Source organism: Chryseobacterium sp. CCNWLW53, assembly GCF_037083525.1.
GTDB lineage: Bacteria > Bacteroidota > Bacteroidia > Flavobacteriales > Weeksellaceae > Chryseobacterium > Chryseobacterium lathyri.
This window is the reverse complement of the sequence record NZ_JBAOJR010000004.1, coordinates 303,289-321,526: the sequence shown is the minus strand read 5'-3', so window position 1 is coordinate 321,526 and position 18,238 is coordinate 303,289. Positions and strand designations below refer to the sequence as shown.

Here is an 18,238-nt window from a genome sequence, read left to right as displayed (position 1 = left end):
AAATAAAATTATTTTCTATAATTTCTTTCCTGCAAGCTTAAAATATATTAAACTCACTGTAAAAAGCACAGAAACAGCAAGTAATATATAAAGCGGATAGTAGTTTAACAGTTGTTTTCCGAACAGAACTGCCATAATAATTGAACTGACAGAGCTGCCAAGCGATGAAAAAATGACAATCAGGGATGTAAACAGGTTGATTTTTTCCCTGTCGATCTGTGCAATCATCTTTGAATTGATGACAGGGTAGAGCGGCGAAAGGAAAAGTCCAATCACCGGAAATAAAAATAGAATAATACCGGAATTCACAGAATCAAAATACTGTATTCCCACGATAATTGCCAGCACAGCAATAATTAAAGAAATGCACAGAATATAATATTTTGACAGTGAAAATCTGTGAATGATATTAGCTGTTGCTGTTCTGCCTGCATAAGAAAAAAGAGCAAGGAAAGAAGTGGCCTGTAAAGCAAAAAATGAATTGACATTCAGGTGATTTTTATAAAAAGAAGGCAGCCATGAATTAAATCCCTGCTCAACAAAAACAATAAAAAAAACTACAGCAAGGAACATAATTGTTGCGGGTTTTACAAATACTGAAAGTTCAGCCATAAGACTTTTATTCTCCGTTTTTTTTGCTTCTGAGATGTTCAGCTTTGAAAAAAGAAATATAGTTACAACACAGAGTACTGTTATAGAAAGGAAACCGAACTTCCAGTATTCGGAATAGCGGCTGGAAATGAGCCACCCGAAACCGGTATTTACTATAAAAATACCGACCATAAATGAGGCTTCCACGCTGTTCATCATTTTGGCAAGAGATTTTTCATCTGAAATATTGTTCCGGATAATTCCGAAAACACAGATCTTTCCTACGGCAAAACAGGTCCCGATAATAGCAAACCAGACTTTATAGAACCAAAAATCTTCTATAAATGGAAGGAAACATGAGCAGATTCCAACAATGACTAAAGCAGAAACCAATGCTTTTTTAGTACCCGTCTTGCTTATAAAATTCACTGCAAAAAGTGAAATAAATGCAATGGGAATATCTTTGAAAGATTCTAAAAAGCCTAATTTTTCATAGGTGATTTTTGCCTCTGAAAGCTGAAGGATCACAATACCCATGCAGTTCAAGACCATTGAAAAAATAAGGAAGGTTAGTTTTAGAGGAAGAGAGATCTTGGAAAGCTTGGCTGTCATTTTGGGGACTTTTTTTATTGTTTTTTTACGATTTTTTTAGGAATTATGAAGAAGATATAAGGCTTTCAACTCCCAAAAATAAACGAAAAATTAAAATAATTGTGAATAGAATGTTAATTTATTAAAAAAAAATATATTTTTATTGTCTCAATTTGAGAATTAAAAAACTAACTGTATATGAATCTAAGAGTATCAAGAAGTCTGGGAGTAGTTGCTGTGCTGTATTTTACAGCTAATTTCAGTGCACAGACCAGCGTACAAGACACTGTTCCGAAAGAGAATAAAATAGAGGAGGTTATTGTGATCGGTTACGGTACACAGAAAAAAAGTAATGTGACCGGAGCTATTGCAAGTATTAAAGCAAGCGACATAGAAAACATTCCGGCAGGTAAACCTGAACAGGTATTACAAGGAAGAGCTGCGGGTGTTTCTGTAGTGACGAATTCCGGGCAGCCCGGAGCTGCTGCTACGGTACGGGTGCGTGGAATTACCAGTTTTGGTGCAGGTAGTAACAGCCCTTTATGGGTGGTGGATGGTATTGTAGTAGACAATATCGGATGGCTGAACCAATCTGATATAGAAAGTATGGAAGTCCTGAAAGATGGGGCATCATCTGCTATCTATGGGGTTTCTGCAGCAAAAGGAGTAATTCTGGTTACGACAAAAAAAGGTAAGAAAGGAAAACTGAGTCTTTCGTACAATGGGTTTTATGGTTTTTCAAATACTTCCAAAAAATTAGACCTTTTAGATGCTACTCAATATGCAAACATCATTAATGAAGGATTTGTAAATGATGGGGGAACACCTAGATATGCCAATCCCGGATCACTTGGAAAGGGAACAAACTGGCAGGATGCTATCTTCGGAACCGGTGAAAAATCTTCTCACGAGATAAGTATTACAGGTGGTAATGAAAAGTCAACCTATTATACTTCGTTTGGATATTTTGATCAAACGGGTATTGTCATGAGCGATATCTCTTATTATAAAAGGATAAATGCCAGATTTAATTCAACACATAAAGTTACAGACTACCTGACCATAGGCCAAACCTTTGCGTATACACACGTAAAATCTCAGGGAATCAGTGCCAACGAAGAATTCGGTGGTCCATTAGCTTCAGCAGTTAATTTAGATCCTACCACTCCGGTAGTCGTTACAGACTGGTCTTTAGTAGATCCTAACGGTTATACCAACCCATATATTATCCGTGACGAGAATGGTAATCCATATGGAATTTCCCGTTATGTCAATCAGGAAATGACCAATCCACAAGCCTTCCGCCACATCCAACAGGGAAATTATAGCTGGTCGGATGACTTTGTCGGGAATGTTTTTGCTGAGCTTAAATTTCTTGATCACTTCACTTTCAAAACAAGTTTGAATGGTAAGAAGTCGTATTGGGGAAGCCGCACTTTTACGCCGAAATATTATTTGAGCCCTAATTTTAACAATACCAGCTTCAACAGTCTGAATAAGGTAGACGAAAATAAATTCGAATGGAGTATGGAAAATACTCTGACCTATCAGAATAAATTCGGCGATCATAATTTAAGTGTATTGTTGGGACAGGGAGTTTACCGATATAATATTGCTGGCGGGGCAAGTTTGACCTATAGTAATCTGCCTATTGATAACTGGCAGGATGCATCTTTCAACTTTAATATCCCTCAGGATGATATTACGGCTACAGGATGGGATGGAATACAGACCCGTAAAGCATCTTATTTTGGTAGAATTATTTACGATTATGCAGATAAATATCTATTTACTGGAACTATCCGTAGAGACGGTTCTTCAAAATTTGCCACGAATCAGCATTGGGGAACTTTCCCTTCCATGTCATTAGGATGGAATGTTCATAAAGAAAACTTCTGGCCTCAAAATAAAGTGATCAATAATTTGAAATTAAGAGGAGGGTACGGAGTTTTAGGAAATGATGAAATGGATAACTTCAGATTTGCAAGTTTCATGGTTTCCGGAAGCAACTATACCACTGCCGGAAATAATATTATCATAGGATATGCACCAAGTACACTGGAAAATCCGAACCTGAAGTGGGAAGAGACCAGCCAGCTGAATATTGCAGCGGATTTGAAACTTTTCAACAACTTCACTTTTACAGCAGACTGGTACAAAAAGAAAACATCTGATATTTTAAGACAGGTGAATATCCCTGGTTATGTAGGTGTTCCTAATTTGCCTTGGGCAAACGTTGGAGATATGGAAAACTCAGGACTAGAACTTGAGCTAGGTTACAAAAAGAACTGGGAAGATTTTAGCATTTCGGTTAACGGTAACTTTGCTACTATTAAAAACAAAGTTTTACGATTAGAAGATGATATAGATTATTTCAACCTTGCCTCTTTTCAGACCATGGGAGCGGTATCTAGAGTAGCAGTCGGACAGCCTTACGGATCATTTTACGGATACACATATAGTGGTGTTTTCCAGAATCAGACACAGGTTGATTCCTACGTCAATGCAACGGGAAACAAGTTATTACCTAATGCGAAACCAGGAGATTTTATATGGCAGGACAATAATGGCGACGGTAAAATTGATGACAATGATAAAGTAAACTTAGGAAGCTCTATCCCGAAATATACTTTTGGACTGACCGTCAATTTAAATTATAAAAATTTTGATTTTATGATGTTTGCACAAGGACAAGCCGGGAATAAAATTTTCCAGGGTTTAAGAAGATTAGATATGCTTGATGCCAATTATCAGACAAGGGTTTTAGATCGATGGACAGGGGAAGGTTCCACCAATAGTAACCCTAGAGTTACACGGGATGATCCTAACCATAACTATTCCTGGATGTCAAATTATTATCTTCAAAAAGGAGATTATGTCCGTTTAAAAATCATCCAGTTAGGTTATACACTTCCTCAGGATGTTACAAACCGTTTTGGAATGAGCAAAGTAAGACTGTATGTAACGGGAGAAAATGTCTTTACTTTTACGAAATATACGGGCTACGATCCGGAAATTGCAGGAAGAAACAATTCCGAACAAGATATAATAGGAGTTGACAGAGCTTACTATCCACAAGCCAGAACATTTTTGTTAGGTGCTAATATCCAATTTTAATAATGAACAAAATGAAAAATAAGAATTTTTTATATAAAGGGCTTGCTATTACGTTTCTTACAGGCCTGAGTTTTAGTAATATTGCCTGTAGTGATTCATATCTGGATGACGTAAAGAATTCAGGGTCTTTTAATACCGATCTGTATTTTCAGAATGAACAACAGTCTTTTAGTGCATTGGTTTCCGTATATGATATTTTAAGAAAATATTCCGGAGGATTCGAGAATACGGTCACTTTTTTTAATGCAGGATCTGATGACTTTTATTCCGGAGGTGGAAACTCCAATGATGGAGCAGGAATCCAGGGAATGAATAATTTTACAATTAATCCCAATACTATGCCTGCGAGTTACTGGAAAGATTTTTATCAAGGGATAGCACGTGCTAATCTCTTAATAGAAAAAGTTCCTGGAGCTACTATGGGTGAAGATATCAAAAAGAGATATATTGCAGAGGCCAAAGTACTCCGGTCCTTATATTATTTCGAATTGGTAAGAATGTTTGGAAATATTCCGTTAGTGCTCAAAACTATTCAGTTCGGTGATGATTACTGGAATATACCACAGGCGAAACCAAGTGATGTATATGCGCAGATAGAGAGTGACATCAATGCGGCCATTCCAGATTTAATGATGACGTCTAGCGGCAATGACAAGGGTAGAATTACACAAGGAACAGCCAGGGCAATATTAGGTAAAATTTATCTTTACGATAAAAAAATGCCCGAAGCGGCAACACAGTTGGCAGCAGTGAATGGTACACCGGGAGGAACCAGCCAATATGGATATAAACTTGTGGCCAACTATGCCGATCTATTCAAAGTGGGACCGGAAACGGCAGATCCATATAAATTTTCAACAGAATCCATTCTGGAAGTTATGCATACCAACAAAGGAAACTCCGACTGGGGATTCTGGGGACAGGGAAAAGATGAAGGTAACTCTATCAACGTAATGGTAGGACCGCGTTCTTATTCTTTAAAAAATGTTCCGAATAATAATGCACCGGATATTTATTCCGGATGGGCTTTTAATACAGTAACGAATGACTTCGTTAATTTCATGCAGGGGGATCCCAGATTAAATGTAACCGTTTTCAATGCGAAACAATTGGTCGCTGATGGTAAAATTTCTTACAGCCCTGCCTTTGCAGATACAGGATATTTCTTAAACAAATATTTACCTACGAACGATTTGAAAAGCTCACTTCCAGGACCGGCTGAATTGAATTTCAGACAAAATTATGTAGCCATAAGACTGGCAGATACTTACCTGATGGAAGCAGAAGCCTTAGGCGGTGCCGGAGGTAGAGCACAGGCTCTGTTGGATGCCGTGAGAGCAAGAGTAGGTTTAGCATCAGTTCCTGTTTCTCTACAGGCTATTAAAGACGAAAGAAGAAGAGAGCTTGCCGGAGAAGGGCACAGATGGTTCGATCTTGTCAGATGGGGAGATGCTCCTTCTAAGCTTGCCTCTAAAGGATTTAAAGCAAATAAAAATGAAATTCTTCCAATTCCGTTCAATGAATTGCCAAATACTGCTTTAAAACAAAACCCAGGCTACTAAAACATGAAGTTTCACAGTTTATATAGTTTCTTTTTTAAAGGTACTGCGCTGCTTTGCGGCGTGGTACTTTTTCCTGTATCATGTGCGTCAGTAAATAATGATAAAGAAAGTGTTCAATCCTGGCTGACGAAAGGAAATGAAAGTGTAAAATTACAGCAGCAGAGTCCGGTTAGGTTTACAACAAATGCCAATAACTGGCAAAATATTGAAATTGATGATACCCAGAAATTTCAATATGTTGACGGTTTTGGCTATACCCTGACAGGAGGAAGCGTTGAAGTGATCAACAGGCTTTCATCTTCAAAACGGAAAGCGCTTCTGGATGAACTTTTTGGGAAAGATAAAAATTCAATTTCCATAAGCTATCTACGGTTAAGTATTGGAGCTTCCGATCTCGATGGTGAAGTTTTTTCTTACGACGATCTTCCGGAAGGCCAGACAGATCCGACACTTTCAAAATTCAGCCTGGCAAAGGATAAAGATCTGATTGCGATGCTGAAAGAGATTTTAGCCATCAATCCCGATATCAAAATTATTGCCGCTCCATGGTCGTCTCCAGTTTGGATGAAGGACAACGGAAAATCCAAAGGAGGAAGCTTAAAACCTGAATTTTATAAAGTCTATGCAGAATATTTTGTAAAATATATTCAGGGAATGCAAAAGGAAGGGATTACCATTGATGCCATTACGCCTCAGAACGAGCCTCTCCATCCCGGAAACAACCCAAGCCTGTATATGCCGTCTGAGCAACAGAAAAACTTTATCAAAGGTCATTTGGGTCCTGTTTTTAAAGCCAACAACATCAAAACAAAAATTGTTGTTTACGATCATAACTGCAATAAACCGGAATATGCCCTTGATATTCTGAAAGATCCGGAGGCGTATCAATATATTGACGGCTCGGCTTTCCATTTGTATGAAGGAGACATTTCGGCGTTAAGTACGGTTCACAACGCATTTCCCGATAAAAATTTGTATTTTACCGAGCAGTGGACGGGATCGAAGGGAACTTTTAATGAAGACCTGAACTGGCATGTTAAAAATGTAATCATCGGTTCCATGAGAAACTGGAGCAAAATTGCTTTGGAATGGAATATAGCAAATGATCCGCAGTACAAACCGCATACAGACGGAGGATGTACAGAATGTAAAGGAGCAATAACAGTTTCGGACAGTGAAAACTTCACCAGAAATGTCTCCTATTACATTATCGCACACGCTTCCAAATTTGTACCTGCAGGTTCCTGGCGTATTGCCTCCTCACAGACAGAAACACTTTCTACGGCAGCCTTTAAAACCCCTGCCGGAAAAACTGTACTTATTATCCGGAACGGAAACAGTACAGATGAAAGTTTTAATATCAAATATAACGGAAAGACTGCTCCGGTTACCCTTTCAGGACACTCGGCAGCGACTTATGTTTTTTAATTTAATATCATGAAAAAAACTTATTTCTTACTTGCAATTGCAGCATTAGGTATCAATATCCACGGGCAGAAAACGATTGATCAGAAAGTAGCGGAACTGCTGTCTAAAATGACACTCGAAGAAAAAGTAGGACAGATGGTTCAGTATAGCGGATTTGAATATGCCACAGGGCCTCAGCAATCCAATTCAGCAGCAGTATTGGAAGAAATAAAGAAAGGGAAAGTAGGCTCAATGCTCAATGTAGCGGGCGCTGATGAAACCAGGGCTTTTCAGAAGCTCGCTCAGCAATCAAGGCTGAAAATACCCTTACTGTTCGGACAGGATGTTATTCATGGCTACCGGACGACTTTTCCTGTTAACCTGGGTCAGGCAGCAAGCTGGGACCTGGCAATGATTGAAAAGTCTGAGAGAATTGCAGCCACAGAAGCTTCTGCTTATGGGATCCACTGGACCTTTGCACCTATGGTAGATATAGCAAGAGATCCGAGATGGGGAAGGGTAATGGAAGGTTCCGGAGAAGATACTTACCTGGGAACGCAGATTGGTCTGGCAAGAATTAAAGGATTCCAGGGAAAGGGCTTAGGAAGCCTTGATGCGGTAATGGCCTGTGCCAAGCATTTTGCAGCTTATGGAGCAGCTGTCGGCGGAAGAGATTACAATTCTGTAGATATGAGCTTACGACAGCTGAATGAAACCTATCTGCCTCCGTTTAAAGCCGCAGCTGAGGCTGGAGTAGCCACATTCATGAATTCTTTTAACGATATCAACGGAATTCCTGCTACAGCCAATCAATATATTCAAAGAGAACTTTTAAAAGGAAAATGGAATTACAAAGGTTTTGTGGTGTCAGACTGGGGAAGTATCGGGGAAATGATTCCTCATGGTTATACCAAAGACGCTTACGAGGCTGCTGAAAAAGCTATATCAGGTGGAAGTGATATGGATATGGAAAGCCGCGTTTATATGGCAGAACTTCCAAAATTGGTTAAAGAAGGAAAAGTTGATGTAAAATTAGTAGATGATGCCGCAGGAAGAATTTTAACCAAGAAATTCGAAATGGGGCTTTTCGATGATCCTTACAGATTCAGCAATGAAAAAAGACAGAAAGAACAGACCGACAATCAGGAACACCGGAAATTCGGAAGAGAATTCGGTTCAAAAAGTATTGTTCTTCTGAAAAATAAAGGAAATATTCTTCCACTTTCAAAAACAGTGAAAACAGTCGCACTGATCGGACCTTTCGGGAAAGAAACTGTTGCCAACCACGGCTTCTGGTCTATTGCATTTAAAGATGATAATCAAAGAATCGTTTCTCAGTTTGACGGAATTAAAAATCAGCTCGATAAAAATTCTACCTTATTATATGCAAAAGGATGTAATGTAGACGATCAGGACAGATCCATGTTTGCAGAAGCTGTGGAAACCGCGAAAAAAGCAGATGTGGTAATCATGACGTTAGGAGAAGGCCATGCGATGAGCGGTGAAGCCAAAAGCAGAAGCAGTATCGGTTTTTCCGGCGTACAGGAAGATTTATTGAAAGAAATAGCTAAAACGGGAAAACCTGTTGTTTTAATGATTAACGCTGGAAGACCTTTGATCTTTAATTGGGCAGCAGATCATATTCCTGCCATCACCTATAACTGGTGGCTGGGAACCGAAGCAGGAAATTCTATTGCCGATGTTCTGTTCGGTGCAGTAAATCCCGGAGGAAAACTTCCAATGAGCTTCCCAAGAACCGAAGGACAAATTCCTATTTATTATAATCATTACAATACAGGAAGACCTGCGAAAAATAACACAGATAGAAATTATGTTTCAGCTTATATTGATCTGGATAATGATCCGAAATTTCCATTTGGTTACGGATTAAGCTATACGGATTTTAAATATTCTGACATGGTCTTAAGTTCAACCAGTCTTAAAGGAAACCAGACTTTAAATATCAGCGTAACGGTTTCCAATACAGGAAAATTTGACGGAGAAGAAGTCGTACAGCTTTACATCAGAGATCTTTTTGGGAAAGTAGTACGGCCTGTGAAAGAACTGAAAGGTTTCCAAAAAATATCCATCAAAAAAGGAGAAAGCAAAAAAGTAGACTTCAAACTGACCCCGGAAGACCTGAAATTTTTTGATAATGATCTGAATTATGATTGGGAAAGTGGAGAATTCAATATTATGGTTGGAACCAACTCCCAGGATGTTCAGACGAAAAGAATCACATGGAGTAAATAAAATATTCAATACAAGCGGGGGCTTTAGCCTGTTTAACATAATAAAATAGGAAACGAATTAGATTACAACCACATTCATGAAAATCAAATTTAGAAATATCATTCAACTCTGTGCGGCCGGAATATTAGTTCTTTCTGTGGCAAGCTGCGTCTCAAACAAAGCAGGCTCCGGCAGAAAACTGGTCTGGAGCGATGAATTTAATGGGAAAGGTCTTCCTGATTCATTAAAATGGAATTATGATGTAGGAGGAGACGGATACGGAAACCAAGAAGCTCAGTTTTATACAAAGAAAAGAATTGAAAATGCCAGAATGGAAGGTGGAAATCTTGTTATTGAGGCCAGAAAAGAAAATTGGGATAAGAATAAGTATACTTCTGCAAGGCTTTTGACCAAGGGGAAATTCTCTTTCCAATACGGAACAGTAGAAGTAAAGGCAAAACTTCCCAAAGGCAGGGGAACATGGCCAGCCGTCTGGATGATGAGTGAGAATATGAAAAAATGGCCGGATGACGGCGAACTGGATATCATGGAACACGTAGGTTTCAATCAGGGGTATATCCATGCTTCGGTTCATACCAAAAAGTATAATCATATTCAGGGAACACAGAAAACGGATACTCTGATTGTAAAAGATGCCAGTGAAAAATTCCATGTATATAAAGTAGACTGGACGCCGGAAAAAATTGATGTCTATATTGATGATAAAAAGTTTTTCACGTATGAAAATAAAGAAAAAACTTATGAAGCATGGCCTTTCGATCAGCCTTATTTTATTATTTTAAATCTGGCAGTAGGCGGTTTCTGGGGTGGAAAAGAAGGAATAGATGACAGTATATTTCCGCAAAAATATTATATAGACTATGTAAGGGTTTATCAAAATAAATAATGAAGAGAGGGCGGTTACGTCCAAAAACAGAAAGAAAAAATTATGAAAAAACTAATTGTAAGCTGTTTGGCAGTAGGAGCGTTTCTGAATGCTAATGCACAGAACTATTGGAAAAAGAACGCAGGGAAAACAGCAAAGGTTATTCTTACCAACTCCAAGGCCAATGAGAAAATGGCAGATAAAGGAATGGTTAAGTTTGAGAAGTTCGGACAGCCCAAAGAAACCGATGCCTGTATTTTTGTAGATCCTGATTTTAAATATCAGAAGCTGATCGGAATTGGTGGGGCCATCACTGATGCATCTGCAGAAACCTTTTATAAAATGCCGAAGGACAAGCAGAAAGAGATTATAGAGGCTTACTTTGGAAAAAACGGATTGGGATACACCGTAGTCCGTACCAATATGAACTCCTGCGATTTTTCCAGTGATTCTTATACTTATGTAGAAGATAATGATACGGCTTTGAAGACTTTCAATATTGCCCATGATGAAAAGTATAAGATCCCGATGATTAAAGAAGCTCAGAAAGCGATAGGGAAAGATTTCACATTTTACTTCTCCCCATGGAGTCCGCCAGCATGGATGAAATCTAATAAAAGTATGCTGAAAGGAGGGCGGTTGGAAAATGCATTTTATCAGACCTGGGCAGATTATTACATTAAATTCATCAAAGAATATGAAAAAAGAGGAATCAACATCTGGGGTCTGACTGTACAGAATGAGCCTATGGCGACACAGACCTGGGAGTCCTGCATTTATTCAGCTGAAGAAGAAGGTGAATTTCTTAAGAATAACCTTGGGCCGACACTTTGGAAAAATGGTTACAAAGACAAAAAGGTAATGATCTGGGATCACAACCGGGATTTAATCTACCAGAGAGCTACTACTACTTTAAGCGATCCTGAAACCTCGAAATATGCCAGCGGAATTGGGTATCACTGGTATGAAACCTGGAATAATAAAACACAGCTTTTCGATAATTTATCTGAAACGCAGAAAGCTTTCCCGGATAAGTTCCTGGCTTTTACCGAAGGTTGTAAAGAACAGTTCAATATGTCCGGAATTTATGATGTGAGTCTTGGTGAACTTTATGGAAGAAATATGCTTAATGATTTCAATAAAGGAACAGCCTTATGGACAGACTGGAATGTATTGCTGGATGAAACCGGAGGCCCAAACCATGTCGGAAACTTCTGTTTTGCCCCTATCATTGCTGATACCAAAACAGGAGAGGTACATTATACTTATGAATATTATTATGTAGGCCATGTTTCAAAATTTATCAAGCCTAATGCCCAGAGAATCGGAAGTTCTTCAAACAGAGCGGCTCTTACATCTACCACTTTCATGAATGAAAACGGCCAGCTGGTTACTGTGATCATGAATGATTCCGGGAATGATATTGAAACAAATCTGTGGATCGAAGGAATGGCTGCGAAATTATCTGCGCCGGCCCATTCTATACAGACTGTTATACTGTAACTTCATATTAACATTTTTATAGAACCGGCGGCCTCGTAGAGGCCGCCGGTTTATTGTTTACAGTATATTTTTAATGCTGTTATTCAACATCATATTTGCTGATTACTTTCTGAGTAACTCCTGAGCTGCTGAAACCACCATCATGGAATAAGTTCTGCATCGTCACTTTCTTAGTAAGATCAGAGAATAGAGTTACACAATAGTTGGCACAGTCAAGAGCTGTAGCATTTCCAAGCGGAGACATATCTTCAGCGTATCCAAGGAAGCCGCCGAAACCTTTCACACCGCTACCTGCTGTAGTAGGTGTAGGAGATTGGGAAACCGTGTTGACACGTACTTTTCTCTCACCCCAGTAATTTCCGAATGTTCTTGCAATACTTTCCAGATAAGCCTTATTATCAGACATATCATTGTAGTCAGGGAAAGTTCTCTGAGCTGCAATATAAGTCAGTGCTAAAATGCTTCCCCACTCATTCATGCAGTCTTTCTCCCAAGCCACACGCATTACCTTGTGGAAAGAAACCGCTGAAATATCCCAGCCTTTTTCCAACCAGTCATAATTCATCTCAGTGTAATGCTTTCCTTTTCTTACATTTACGGACATGCCTATAGAGTGAAGGATAAAATCTATTTTCCCGAATTTTGCTGTCGCAGCATCAAAAAGTTTTTCAAGATCTTCTATAGAAGTAGCATCTGCAGCAATCACCTCAGAACCTGTTTTTTCTGCTAAACCATTAAGTTCTCCCATTCTCAAAGCAATAGGGGCATTTGATAAGATAAATTCAGCACCTTCTTCATGACATCTTTCTGCAACTTTCCATGCGATTGATTGCTCATTAAGGGCTCCAAAAATAATTCCCTTTTTGCCTTTAAGTAAACCGTATGACATAATTTTTTAATGTTTATTTGAATACAAATGTAGCAATAATTTGTGTTTGTAACATCATAAAAATGGAGCCTTATTGATTTAAGACTCCATTTTCTTGAAATATTTATATGACTGAAATTTTAATTGGTTTTCTTATTCCATTCTGCTTTTGCATCTTCCGCAGCATCTTTAGTTTTTTCCCAAGCTTCGTTTGCTTTATCTTTTATGTCATCCCATGCATCTGCAGCATTATTCTTTACTCTTTCAAACCAGTCTTCCTGCTGTGCCTCTTCATCATTATTCCTCTTTTCATTGATGTAATCTTTTGCTTTGGCTGCCAGGTCATCAATTTTCCATTTAGCATTGTCTGCTGCATTCTTTAAAGAGTTTTCTGTGTTATTTACTGCATTTTCCGCTTTGTTGTATTCTGAATTGTTCATAATATATAATATTTTATTGTTGTGTATACGTAAATAAACAATAACTATTCCTAAAACCCGGAAATGCTGTTAAACTTTTCTTAATCTTTTGTTATACTTTTCAAATCAGTATTATCTTTAGTACAGTATAAAAAATTACTATTATGGAAAAAATACGATGTGGCTGGTGTGAGAAAGACGATCTGTACCGAAAATATCATGATGAGGAATGGGGAAGGCCCGTATACGATGATGAAACTATTTTTGAATTTCTGATCCTTGAAAGTTTTCAGGCGGGACTGAGCTGGTATACGATCCTTTCTAAAAGAGAGAATTTCAGAAAAGCTTTTGATGATTTCAATTATAAAAAAATTGCAGCTTATACGGAAGAGAAAATGGAGGAGCTTATGAACGATCCCGGCATTATAAGAAACCGGCTTAAGATAATGGCTACAGTAACCAATGCGCAGAAGTTTCTGGAAGTTCGGAAAGAGTTTGGAAGCTTTTCAGAATATATATGGGGTTTTGTAGGTGGAAAGCCGGTGGATAACTGTCCCAAAACTTTAGGTGATGTTCCGGCTGTAACAGATATTTCTGATATTTTATCTAAAGATCTGAAGAAAAGAGGTTTTAAATTCGTGGGATCTACAGTGGTTTATGCTCATATGCAGGCCACCGGAATGGTGAACGATCATATTGAAAGCTGCTTCGTAAGACAAAAATAAATTTTATTTTATTCATTTTTACGTGATTTTTTTATATATAATGTAATTTAATTTTTTATATGATAGAAGATATAAGGCCTTTGGAACTGTGTTGTTATTAGGTTTCATGCTTTTTAATTCATGATAATGTTTCAATTATAAGTGATTAACGGTGGATTTAATCACTATGAAGTGTATATTTATTGATTTGATAAAAAATATGGCTATTTTGTTTTAAATTCGTATATTTGCGTCCTCAAAAAATAAACTATAGCAATAAGGCGATGCAAAGCAAATTCAAACTTCAGCTCTTTCTTCTTTTTTTACTGATTAATAATTTTATTGTCGCACAGGTGGGGATTGGTTTACCTGAACCTGATTCTTCTGCTATGCTGCACATCAGTTCAAAAAATAAAGGAGTGCTTTTTCCAAGTGTGTCTTTAGCATCCAATATAGATCAGTTAACTATTCGAAATCCGGCTGAAGGGCTCATTGTTTGGAATAATGGACAAGGAAGTTTAACGGAGACCGGGTTTTATTACTGGAATAAGGGCAAATGGAATATGCTTGCCACCATTCCAGGAACGAACGGAAACGGAGCCGGCGGAGGAAGTGTCGCTCCATTTTCAGCATGGAATAGCTCGGCAACAAACAGTGGTAATTCGGCTGGAGCTAATACCAATCTTTCTTTAGGGACCAATACTTCAGATGATCTTATTTTTAAAGTAAATTCTACCACAGTAGGACATTTGGGTGTAAATAACTCAATAAGTTTTGGTATGGCAGCTCATGCAGATCAGAATGGTATTGCTCTGGGTAATTCCAGCAGTGCTTATCAGGGAATTGCCATCGGAACAAATACATCTGTTACGGCCAATGAATCGGTAGCCTTGGGAGCCAATACTAAAATTTCCGGTTATCAGTCAACAGCAGTAGGATTCAATGCCAAAGTAACAATGAATGAAGCCACAGCAATAGGGAATAATGCGGAAGCATCAGGCTTTCAATCGATCGCAGCAGGGTATAATGCCAAAACAACAACAAATGATGCGACGGCTTTAGGTAAAAATTCAACAGCATCAGGCTTTCAGTCTACTGCAATAGGATATAATGCAAAAACAAGTTCTAACAGTGAAACGGCTGTAGGATATAATACAGTGACCAATAATCAGAATTCTACGGCAATAGGATCGGGAGCGAATGCTTTGGGGCAGTTTTCTTCAGCGATTGGATATGGAGCGGCGACTTCCCAAGCTAATGCAATTGTCATTGGAAATAATAATGCTAATGTTGGAATAGGTACAGGATTCCCTAATACATCTGCTAAATTGGATGTAAATGGTGGATACAAACTGGGTGAAAAGGGGAGTGTACAAAAAAACCAGATCAGTTTTGAATCCTGGCCATCGGTTTCTGTGAATAATCTGCCTCCCGGAAAATCTGTTACGCTCGAAATTCCTGTTCCTGTGAATATGCAGCCGGGTTCTGTAAGAGCAGCAATTGTAGTTTCTCCGGCGGGCGATTTTGCAGGCAATACTTCTTTTTCGGTATCCAATCCAAGAATGACTTCTACTACAAGTGTTACAATTAATCTCACAAATATCTCAGGCGGACCTGAAAGTTTGTATTCCGGGCATTTTTATGTGATGATTAATGAGTTTTAAATTGAAAAATTCTTACAAGCTATGCCATTGGTCCTGTAATTTTTAGATATCAAAATGAAAAAACCGCCATAAAGCGGTTAATAGTTATAGGTTATGTTAATTTAAATCCTAAGGTTTGATTGGTTTCTTTTATATTTAAGTGTCATATTAATATTTTTTATTCTGGAATCCAAAGACGAAAAGTACTGTTCATTTGCGGTTGGAATCATTACTGTCACATAGCTATCACTATTGATATCCAGACAAAGAATTGTATAGTTTAACTCCTTAAGAATAGCATTTACTTTCGGAAAAAACTGATCAGCATATTCGTCATATAAATTGTTATTATCTTGATATCTATTTGAAATATCCCATTTTGATAATAAATTTTCAATCCCTGATTTGGCAACACTGTAATTTTCTTTCCAGTCAATTTCAAAAGCATATCCTTTTTCAATAAGTAAATCAACCATTGCAAGCCAGGTTATATCTTGATTATCATCCGGCATTCTGAAGAAAGGATCTTCATATAGTGAAGAATCACCTTCAATTTCAATTAGCCTGTCAATAATAGAATTCCTATCGTCCTTATTTGAAACAAGGAGTGTAATAATTTCTACATATTTTTTCATATATTATGATTTCCAATGAACCAGATCGTAAGGATAAAATTGTTGTTCTTTTAAAGACGAATCATCCAATCTTAAGATTTTCACAAAAGCACCGCTTTCAAAGCTCCAGTACCCAAAGAAACATCATTTTTGTTTTTATCATTATCGTACCAATAAGCAGGCTTCATTTTTTTGTACCAGCTATCATTTAAATAATCTTTTAATGCTGCAATATTTTTTTTGTCATAAAGATCTTTTAAAACACCAAATTCGTTAGGGTAATATATGTTGGAATCTATATTTCTGCCTGACAGTTTGGACGAAATAATTATATCATAAATATAATCTTTGTGATTGCTATCATCCAGGACAGTTATTATTTTTTTGTAATCATCTTCCGAAATATCCAATAAAATACCTAACGAAAGCATCCAAAGCATTAATATATAATCATCAAACTGAATATTGGGAGTATCGCTCTGCCACCCGGCTTTTAAATTATCAATAACTTTTAAAAAGTCATTTTGTATTTCCTGAATAGCGGCACCCGCAGAATATTTTGCAATAACAGTATGAATACTTGTTGTAAAGATCTGTCTATTTACGGCGGGAATTCGATCTTCTTTAGTAGCTCCGGATTTTAATCCATCTTCATAAAATTCAATATCTTCATTGTTTAATGTGTTATAGTTTTCAAAATACTCAGGGCTCTTCAATTTAGTTCTCATATTTTTCTTTTATTTTTTTATTGGTTATGGCCATTTTCCTGCATTTCCTCTAATTATATATCCATTTGCATCAACACGTCTATAAACAATCTTTCCATTGGCATCAACTTTTCCCACAACTCTCTCGTAACCTGATTGTGTTATATTACGCAACTCTTGTCTAGAGACGGTATTACCTAATCTGTCCTGTATCCATTTATCGGACATCTGCCTAGTCCCGTCTGTCAGTGTTTTCGACTTCATGATGGTGTGATTATTAAAACAAAAAGGTTTCAAATTGAAACCTTTTCTACTATATTATTCTTTAACTTCCCTGTTGTAAAAAGTATAACGGAGTGTCAGGATAATTGGGATTTTCTCCCGTCCATAACTCTAATCCTTCAAAAAAATGATGGTCATCATCTTTCAATTTTTCATGGACCTGATTATGAATTTTAAACAATAGTTCAGCAGTTGTGAAAAATTGTCCGTTATCTGCATTCAATAGAAAATCTGGTTCAATAATGTCTTCAATATTTTCATCCCAATATTCATATTGTATAGCAACTTTATTGATTTTCAGAATAGGCTTATCCAGGTTTTCTAAAAATTTTTCATCCGTTATCTTTTCATTATAATCTTTCAAGGCGATCCTGAAATTTTCAATATCTGAAAATTTTTGTTCAGTAAAATTCCATAATATACTTTGTAAAATTTGGTTTTGAAATTCCATAAAGTTAACTGTAAAATCTTTTTAGGTCGAAACCGTGTTTTAATGCTAATTCATTGTATGACAAATTTGGATTTTCTCCAATAGCTTGATAAATTTCTTGTCTTGCCTCAGGACTTTCTCTCAAGTCTGAATCTTTGAAATATTTATCCATAACATCATCTTCATCTTCTATTAAATCTTTCCTGTCAGCAAAATCCAGTGTGGCAACAACTTCCCAATATCCACTGCCAAACGAGGGATAAACTCCACATTGATCTCTAAATGCCTCATCGAAAGAAGTTGCAATAGTAACTTCTCCTACACAGAAATAAATTTTCCCGTTTACGAATCTTAAAACTTCAGGAAATGTTAAATATTCTGTCGAAACAGGAAGATTCAAATCAGTAAGCTCCCATTCATCTTCATCAGAAAAAGTATCCATCGGAATAAAGCTGCTTTTAACTGCTACATTTTTCAAAAGGGTTTCATCAAATTCTTTAGTAACTTTTCCAAAGGTTTCTATCAAGACACATTTTTTATATACATCAAAGTAGTTCTGATTATTTTCGTTCTTACTCTTTTCCAGATATTCATCAACATTAAATAAGACTCTTCCAAAAATTTTTTCGTCAGTAGAAACATTTACCGAAAAAATAGTTCCGGGTTTAATATTCATATTTAT

General features: G+C 37.3%; 14 protein-coding genes and 1 pseudogene. 8 read left to right on the top strand and 7 right to left on the bottom strand.

Going from position 1 to position 18,238, the window contains the following annotated elements:
* Positions 1 to 15 precede the first annotated feature (15 nt).
* Positions 16 to 1,203 (bottom strand): MFS transporter, encoded by a 1,188-nt coding sequence (locus V6R96_RS14660; RefSeq protein WP_336379345.1) that lies wholly within the window; start codon positions 1,201 to 1,203, stop codon positions 16 to 18.
* A 177-nt stretch (positions 1,204 to 1,380) separates the two neighbouring features.
* On the opposite strand from V6R96_RS14660, the gene V6R96_RS14655 reads away from it, so the two are divergent.
* The 6 genes from V6R96_RS14655 to V6R96_RS14630 all read left to right on the top strand — a co-directional run bounded on the left by V6R96_RS14655 (position 1,381) and on the right by V6R96_RS14630 (position 11,889).
* Positions 1,381 to 4,299 (top strand): TonB-dependent receptor, encoded by a 2,919-nt coding sequence (locus V6R96_RS14655; protein WP_223559687.1) that lies wholly within the window; start codon positions 1,381 to 1,383, stop codon positions 4,297 to 4,299.
* A gap of 11 nt (positions 4,300 to 4,310) precedes the next feature.
* Positions 4,311 to 5,861, top strand: coding sequence for a RagB/SusD family nutrient uptake outer membrane protein (locus V6R96_RS14650; protein WP_111953585.1), 1,551 nt, complete (start codon positions 4,311 to 4,313; stop codon positions 5,859 to 5,861).
* Positions 5,862 to 5,864: 3 nt separating this feature from the next.
* The gene (locus tag V6R96_RS14645) at positions 5,865 to 7,289 is read left to right on the top strand and encodes a glycoside hydrolase family 30 beta sandwich domain-containing protein (protein ID WP_336379346.1); all 1,425 of its coding nucleotides are present in this window, start codon (positions 5,865 to 5,867) and stop codon (positions 7,287 to 7,289) included.
* Positions 7,290 to 7,298: 9 nt separating this feature from the next.
* Positions 7,299 to 9,521, top strand: coding sequence for a glycoside hydrolase family 3 N-terminal domain-containing protein (locus V6R96_RS14640; protein ID WP_336379347.1), 2,223 nt, complete (start codon positions 7,299 to 7,301; stop codon positions 9,519 to 9,521).
* Between the two features lie 76 nt (positions 9,522 to 9,597).
* Entirely contained in the window at positions 9,598 to 10,407 is an 810-nt protein-coding gene (locus V6R96_RS14635; protein WP_111953006.1) for a family 16 glycosylhydrolase, read from the top strand.
* Positions 10,408 to 10,449: 42 nt separating this feature from the next.
* Entirely contained in the window at positions 10,450 to 11,889 is a 1,440-nt protein-coding gene (locus V6R96_RS14630) for a glycoside hydrolase family 30 protein (RefSeq protein WP_336379348.1), read from the top strand.
* 79 nt (positions 11,890 to 11,968) lie between these two features.
* On the opposite strand, the gene V6R96_RS14625 is transcribed toward V6R96_RS14630, so the two are convergent.
* Together V6R96_RS14625 and V6R96_RS14620 are read right to left on the bottom strand one after the other, a co-directional pair.
* Positions 11,969 to 12,778, bottom strand: coding sequence for an enoyl-ACP reductase (locus V6R96_RS14625; protein ID WP_111953010.1), 810 nt, complete (start codon positions 12,776 to 12,778; stop codon positions 11,969 to 11,971).
* Positions 12,779 to 12,897: 119 nt separating this feature from the next.
* A complete protein-coding gene (locus tag V6R96_RS14620) occupies positions 12,898 to 13,197 on the bottom strand; it encodes a hypothetical protein (RefSeq protein WP_111953012.1) in 300 nt (99 codons plus the stop codon).
* Positions 13,198 to 13,340: 143 nt separating this feature from the next.
* Between V6R96_RS14620 and V6R96_RS14615 the strand changes: the two genes are divergently transcribed.
* Entirely contained in the window at positions 13,341 to 13,901 is a 561-nt protein-coding gene (locus V6R96_RS14615; RefSeq protein ID WP_111953014.1) for a DNA-3-methyladenine glycosylase I, read from the top strand.
* Positions 13,902 to 14,164: 263 nt separating this feature from the next.
* Positions 14,165 to 15,544, top strand: coding sequence for a hypothetical protein (locus V6R96_RS14610; protein ID WP_336379349.1), 1,380 nt, complete (start codon positions 14,165 to 14,167; stop codon positions 15,542 to 15,544).
* 101 nt (positions 15,545 to 15,645) lie between these two features.
* Here the strand turns inward: V6R96_RS14610 and V6R96_RS14605 are convergent, their stop codons facing one another.
* The 4 genes and pseudogenes from V6R96_RS14605 to V6R96_RS14590 form a co-directional block, all read right to left on the bottom strand.
* The gene (locus tag V6R96_RS14605; RefSeq protein ID WP_336379350.1) at positions 15,646 to 16,158 is read right to left on the bottom strand and encodes a DUF6630 family protein; all 513 of its coding nucleotides are present in this window, start codon (positions 16,156 to 16,158) and stop codon (positions 15,646 to 15,648) included.
* 3 nt (positions 16,159 to 16,161) lie between these two features.
* A pseudogene (locus tag V6R96_RS14600) lies at positions 16,162 to 16,865 on the bottom strand (PoNe immunity protein domain-containing protein).
* Between the two features lie 304 nt (positions 16,866 to 17,169).
* Positions 17,170 to 17,577 (bottom strand): hypothetical protein, encoded by a 408-nt coding sequence (locus tag V6R96_RS14595; RefSeq protein WP_336379352.1) that lies wholly within the window; start codon positions 17,575 to 17,577, stop codon positions 17,170 to 17,172.
* 4 nt (positions 17,578 to 17,581) lie between these two features.
* Positions 17,582 to 18,232 carry a hypothetical protein gene (locus V6R96_RS14590; protein WP_336379353.1) on the bottom strand — a complete coding sequence of 217 codons (651 nt, stop codon included), beginning with the start codon at positions 18,230 to 18,232 and terminating at the stop codon, positions 17,582 to 17,584.
* Positions 18,233 to 18,238: the final 6 nt, after the last annotated feature.

Excerpts from the sequence above, each read along its gene's own strand:
- V6R96_RS14635 (WP_111953006.1), top strand. The coding sequence starts at position 9,598 with ATGAAAATCAAATTTAGAAATATCATTCAACTCTGTGCGGCCGGAATA.
- V6R96_RS14655 (WP_223559687.1), top strand. The coding sequence starts at position 1,381 with ATGAATCTAAGAGTATCAAGAAGTCTGGGAGTAGTTGCTGTGCTGTAT.
- V6R96_RS14610 (WP_336379349.1), top strand. The coding sequence starts at position 14,165 with ATGCAAAGCAAATTCAAACTTCAGCTCTTTCTTCTTTTTTTACTGATT.
- V6R96_RS14630 (WP_336379348.1), top strand. The coding sequence starts at position 10,450 with ATGAAAAAACTAATTGTAAGCTGTTTGGCAGTAGGAGCGTTTCTGAAT.
- V6R96_RS14650 (WP_111953585.1), top strand. The coding sequence starts at position 4,311 with ATGAAAAATAAGAATTTTTTATATAAAGGGCTTGCTATTACGTTTCTT.
- V6R96_RS14620 (WP_111953012.1), bottom strand. The coding sequence starts at position 13,197 with ATGAACAATTCAGAATACAACAAAGCGGAAAATGCAGTAAATAACACA.
- V6R96_RS14590 (WP_336379353.1), bottom strand. The coding sequence starts at position 18,232 with ATGAATATTAAACCCGGAACTATTTTTTCGGTAAATGTTTCTACTGAC.
- V6R96_RS14640 (WP_336379347.1), top strand. The coding sequence starts at position 7,299 with ATGAAAAAAACTTATTTCTTACTTGCAATTGCAGCATTAGGTATCAAT.
- V6R96_RS14645 (WP_336379346.1), top strand. The coding sequence starts at position 5,865 with ATGAAGTTTCACAGTTTATATAGTTTCTTTTTTAAAGGTACTGCGCTG.
- V6R96_RS14660 (WP_336379345.1), bottom strand. The coding sequence starts at position 1,203 with ATGACAGCCAAGCTTTCCAAGATCTCTCTTCCTCTAAAACTAACCTTC.
- V6R96_RS14625 (WP_111953010.1), bottom strand. The coding sequence starts at position 12,778 with ATGTCATACGGTTTACTTAAAGGCAAAAAGGGAATTATTTTTGGAGCC.
- V6R96_RS14595 (WP_336379352.1), bottom strand. The coding sequence starts at position 17,577 with ATGGAATTTCAAAACCAAATTTTACAAAGTATATTATGGAATTTTACT.
- V6R96_RS14615 (WP_111953014.1), top strand. The coding sequence starts at position 13,341 with ATGGAAAAAATACGATGTGGCTGGTGTGAGAAAGACGATCTGTACCGA.
- V6R96_RS14605 (WP_336379350.1), bottom strand. The coding sequence starts at position 16,158 with ATGAAAAAATATGTAGAAATTATTACACTCCTTGTTTCAAATAAGGAC.